Annotated in this window: 5 protein-coding genes and 1 pseudogene; 4 read left to right on the forward strand and 2 right to left on the reverse strand. The window is 66.1% G+C overall.

The window, feature by feature from the left end:
* From AC1DS3_RS35155 to AC1DS3_RS35170, 4 genes and pseudogenes are all read left to right on the forward strand, one after another.
* Positions 1 to 72, forward strand: a pseudogene (locus AC1DS3_RS35155) (cupin domain-containing protein); the annotation flags it as partial.
* A gap of 83 nt (positions 73 to 155) precedes the next feature.
* A complete protein-coding gene (locus AC1DS3_RS35160; RefSeq protein ID WP_477109292.1) occupies positions 156 to 1,133 on the forward strand; it encodes a Bug family tripartite tricarboxylate transporter substrate binding protein in 978 nt (325 codons plus the stop codon).
* A 94-nt stretch (positions 1,134 to 1,227) separates the two neighbouring features.
* Positions 1,228 to 2,202, forward strand: coding sequence for a Bug family tripartite tricarboxylate transporter substrate binding protein (locus AC1DS3_RS35165; RefSeq protein ID WP_441637641.1), 975 nt, complete (start codon positions 1,228 to 1,230; stop codon positions 2,200 to 2,202).
* Between the two features lie 7 nt (positions 2,203 to 2,209).
* Complete coding sequence (locus AC1DS3_RS35170; RefSeq protein ID WP_441637643.1) at positions 2,210 to 3,382, forward strand: acyl-CoA dehydrogenase family protein; 1,173 nt, start codon at positions 2,210 to 2,212, stop codon at positions 3,380 to 3,382.
* Between the two features lie 128 nt (positions 3,383 to 3,510).
* On the opposite strand, the gene AC1DS3_RS35175 is transcribed toward AC1DS3_RS35170, so the two are convergent.
* Both AC1DS3_RS35175 and AC1DS3_RS35180 read right to left on the reverse strand, forming a co-directional pair.
* The gene (locus AC1DS3_RS35175) at positions 3,511 to 3,693 is read right to left on the reverse strand and encodes a glycine zipper 2TM domain-containing protein (protein ID WP_441637645.1); all 183 of its coding nucleotides are present in this window, start codon (positions 3,691 to 3,693) and stop codon (positions 3,511 to 3,513) included.
* A 230-nt stretch (positions 3,694 to 3,923) separates the two neighbouring features.
* Positions 3,924 to 4,868: an NAD(P)-dependent oxidoreductase gene (locus AC1DS3_RS35180; RefSeq protein ID WP_477129000.1), complete on the reverse strand. Its 945-nt coding sequence runs from the start codon at positions 4,866 to 4,868 to the stop codon at positions 3,924 to 3,926.
* Between the last annotated feature and the right edge of the window lie 16 nt (positions 4,869 to 4,884).

Raw genomic sequence — 4,884 nt, forward strand, 5'->3', positions numbered from 1 at the left:
GAAGCGAAGCTGCTGGTGATCTACGCCCCGCCTTACGAGGAATCCCCGGAGCGCGTGATCCGTCCCGCCTGAGGAACGCTGCCGAGCGCCGCCATTCCGCCTGGGTGCCCGCACCCGATACGACGTTTGTTGTTCAAGCCTGGTAGGAGATTCCGATGACACTGTCTTCCCGACGCCGTTTGCTCGCTTGCGCCGCTATCTGGAGCGTCGTGCCCGCATTGGCGTGGAGCAGCACCTATCCCGCCAAGCCGATCCGCATGGTGGTGCCTTTCGCGCCGGGCGGCGCCTCCGACGTGGTGGCGCGGCTGGTGTCGCAGAGGCTGGCGGAGGCCTTGAAGCAGCCGGTGGTGGTGGAGAACCGCCCCGGCGCCAATGGCATCATCGGTACCGATATGGTCGCGCGTGCCGCCCCCGATGGCTATACGCTGCTGCTCAACACCGCTGGCGCGCAGACGCTCAGCCCCGTGCTGTACAAGGCAGGTTACGAGCCGCTGAAGAGCTTTGCGCCCATCAGCCTGATCAGCAGCATCGGCTTTGTGATGGTGGTCCACCCCTCGGTGCCGGCCAAGACCGTGCAGGAGTTCGTCGGGCTGGCCCGCGCCAAGAGCCGTCCGCTGAGCCTGTCGGCCGGCAGCAGCATGATCGAGTTGATCGGGGAGACATTCAAATCCACCGCCGGCACGCCGGACGTAGTCAGTGTGTCGTACCGGGGCACCGGCCCGCAGATGCAGGCCGTGGTGGCGGGTGAGGTCGACATGACCATCGATCCCTTCAATTCGATGGCGATGATCCGGGCCGGCAGGCTGCGCCCGCTGGCCGTGCTGTCGCCCAAGCGCTCGCCGGCGCTGCCCGATGTGCCGACCATGCAGGAGGCGGGGATCCAGGGCATGAACTTCAATTCCTGGGCCGGGCTGCTGGCACCGGCAGGCACGCCCAAGGAAATCGTCACCCGGCTGAACCAGGAAATCGTGCGGATCGTCGCGATGCCGGATATCAAGGAGCGCCTTGCCGCCATCGACTATGAGGCCGTGGGCAGCACGCCCGAGCAGTTCGCCGCCATCATTGCCGACGACGCCGCGCGCTGGGCCAAGCTGGTCAAGGACACGAACTACAAAGAGAAGACCGCGCGGTGAGGCGGCGTGGTGCCCGAGGGCATCGCAAAAACAAAGCTAACAAAGCTAATCCACGACAACGAGATAGCTAGCCAAAAAAACAGGAGACAACACTATGCCAAGCCTCACCACGCTGCTGCGCGCGGCGCTGCCATTGCTGAGCCTCGCCACGGCGCCGTTCGCGGCGGCGGCCGACGCTTATCCCAGCAAGCCGATCCGCATGGTGGTGCCGTTCGCCGCCGGCAGCGGCACCGACGCGGTGGCCCGCATCACCGCCAAGGAGCTCGGCGATGCGCTCAAGACCAATGTGGTGGTKGACAACCGCCCCGGGGCAAACGGCGCGATTGCCGCCGAGATCGTCGCGCAGGCCGCGCCGGACGGCTACACGCTGTTCATGACCACCAACACGACCCATTCGGCCAACCCTTCGCTGATGAAGAAGCTGCCGTACGACCCGATCCGCGACTTCACGCCGGTGGCGCGCATGGGCAACCTGCCGTTCATGCTGGTGGTCAACCCGAAGCTGCCGGTCAAGACCGTGGCGGAGCTGATCGCCTATGCGCGCACGCATCCGGGCATGTCTTACGCCAGCGGCAACAGCACCGGCATCGTGTCGGGCGCCACGCTCGGGCGCATGGCCGGGCTGGACTTGCTGCACGTGCCATACAAGAGCACGCCGCCGGCCATGACCGATGTGATCGCGGGACAGGTGCCGATGATGTTTGTCGACGTTGCGGCCGGCATTGCCAACGTGAAGGCGGGCAAGCTGCACGCGCTGGCGGTGACCACCGCGCAGCGCAGCCGGCTGCTGCCGGAACTGCCGCCGCTGGCCGACACGCCTGAGCTGAAAGGCTTCGACATTACGTCCTGGAATGGCGTGTTCGCGCCGGCGAAGGCGCCCGCGGAGGTGGTCGAGCGGCTCAACCGCGAGCTGTCGCGCATCGCCGCCAGCAAGGACGTCGCGCCGCGCTTCGAGGCGCTGGGCTTTGAGGCATTCGGGCAATCGCCCAAGCAGTTCTCCGGCTTTGTGGCCGGCGAGCTGGTCAAGTGGACCAAGCTGGTCAAGGACGCTGGCATCCAGCCGGAATGAGGTAGGCATGAACTTTGAAAGAACCCCCGAGCAGCGCGCCATCGTCGAAGCGGTGACGCAACTATGCAGCGACTTCGGCGCCGACTACTGGTCGGGGCTGGACGACGAAGGCAAGTTTCCCCATGCCTTCCACCAGGCCATGGCGCAGGCGGGCTGGCTCGGCATCGCGATGCCGGAAGCGTACGGCGGCGCCGGCCTGGGCATTACCGAGGCGGCGCTGATCATGCAGACGGTGTCGGCGTCCGGCGCGGGTTTCTCCGGCGCGTCGGCCATCCATATGAATGTGTTTGGCCTCAACCCGGTGGTGGTGTTCGGCAACGATCGCCAGAAGGAGGCGGCGCTGGCGCCGCTGATCGCCGGGACCGAGAAGGCCTGTTTTGCTGTGACGGAGCCCGACGCGGGGCTGGATACCACCCATCTCAAGACCCAGGCTGTGTTGTCGGCGGATGGGGCGAGCTATCGCGTGGACGGCCGCAAGATCTGGATCTCCACCGCGCAGGTGGCCGACCGCATGCTGCTGCTGGCCCGCACCACGCCGCTGGACAAGGTGGCCAAGCCGACGCAGGGCCTGAGCCTGTTCTACACGGCGCTGGACCGCAAGCGCATCGAGGTGCGCGAGATCCACAAGATGGGGCGCGCCGCGGTGGACTCGAACATGCTCTTTATCGACGGGCTGACGGTGCCGGTGGCCGACCGCATCGGGGAAGAAGGGCGCGGCTTCGAATACATCCTGCACGGCCTCAACCCCGAGCGCATCCTGATTGCCGCCGAAGCCGTCGGCCTTGGCCGCGTGGCACTGGAAGCGGCAACGCGCTATGCGAAGGAGCGCACCGTGTTCGGGCGTCCGATTGGCCAGAACCAGGGCATCCAGCATCCGCTGGCGCAAGCGTGGATGGCGCTGGAGGCCGCCGACATGATGGTGTGGAAAGCGGCCTGGCTGTATGACAACGGCAAGCCCTGCGGGGCCGAAGCCAATACCGCCAAGTACCTCGCGGCGGAGGCCGCGCACCAGGCCTGCCAGACCGCGGTCCTGACGTTGGGCGGCATGGGCTATGCGCGTGAGTACCAGGTGGAGCGTTACCTGCGCGAGTCGTATATCCCGCGCATTGCCCCGGTCAGCGCGCAGCTCATCATGTGCCATATCGCCGAGCGCGTGCTGGGTTTGCCGAAGTCGTATTGAGCTCGCTCTTGATGCATTGCCCGCCAATCCGTGCGGCGGCGCTGTCATTCTTTCAGCGATGAAAATAATAAAAAACGCGCCACATCTTCATGCGGCGCGCTTTTTTAATCTGAGGAATTGACTACTGCTTACTTGCCGAGTTCGTGACCGATGATGCCGCCTGCCACCGCGCCGCCGATGGTGCCCGCGGTGCTGCCGTGCGACAGTTCATGGCCTGCCACACCGCCAGCCACGGCGCCGGTAGCGGTACAACCGTTCAATCCGAACAGAAGCGCTGCGCTCGCGATGAGCGCGCTTGCCAGTCTCAACATAGTGGTCTCCTACGTGAATGATGCTGCACGGCGCTAACAGGCGCGCCTGCCATGCTGACAAGATAGCTGGGCGCGCCGTCCGGCCCAGCCAGACGGCCTCTGATATGGATGTAGGAATTGGATGACGCTGYGATTGCGGCGTCAGGAAGGGGGGCAACCGGGAAATGGGCGACAGAACAGCCGGCGGTGCGGGTAGCGCACGTGCCCGGCAGCCGCCGGTCAGCGCAGGATCAACGCAGGCGCTTGATCAGCGAGGAGGTATCGGCACGGCCGCAGCCGTCTTGCTGGAGGTCCGCGTAGAACTGGTCCACCACGGCGGTGACCGGCAGGCTGGCGCCGTTGCGGCGCGCCTCGTCCAGGCACAGGCCCAGATCCTTGCGCATCCAGTCCACCGCGAAGCCGAAATCGAACTTGCCTTCGATCATGGTGGGGCCGCGGTTTTCCAGCTGCCAGGAGCCAGCGGCGCCCTTGCTGATTACGTCCAGCACTACCTTCATGTCCAGCCCCGCGCGCTCGCCAAAGGCAATGGCTTCGGACAGGCCCTGCAGCAGGCCGGCGATGCAGATCTGGTTGACCATCTTGGCCAGCTGGCCCGCGCCGGAGCCACCAATGCGGGTGACGGCGCGCCCATAGGCGCCCAGCACTGCCTCGATCCGACCGAACACGGCCTCGTCGGCGCCGCACATGATGGTCAGGATGCCCTTTTGCGCGCCGACTTCGCCGCCCGAGACGGGCGCGTCGACAAAGTGCAGGCCCCGCTCACTAGCCGCGGCATACAACTCGCGCGCCACATTGGCGCTGGCGGTGGTGTGGTCCACGAACACGCAGCCTGCCGGTGCGTTGCTGTAGGCGCCGTCCTTGCCAGTGAGGACCGAGCGCAGGTCATCGTCGTTGCCCACGCAGGAGCACACCACTTCGGCGTCTTGCGCGGCCAGCGCCGGGGTGGCGGCCGACTTGCCGCCGAACGCGGCGACCCACTGCTCGGCCTTGGCAGCCGTGCGGTTGTAGACGGTGACCYGATGGCCCTTGGCGGCGAGATGGCCCGCCATGTGATAGCCCATGACACCCAGGCCGATAAATGCAACGCGCATGACTTGAATACTCCGAAGCCCGCGTTGGCGGCGGGCGAGTGTATGGGCAGGTGGGCAGCCCACCGAAGCCGGGAATGCTGCCATTCTTGCACTGCAACGT

The organism is Cupriavidus sp. 01L46, assembly GCF_056399905.1.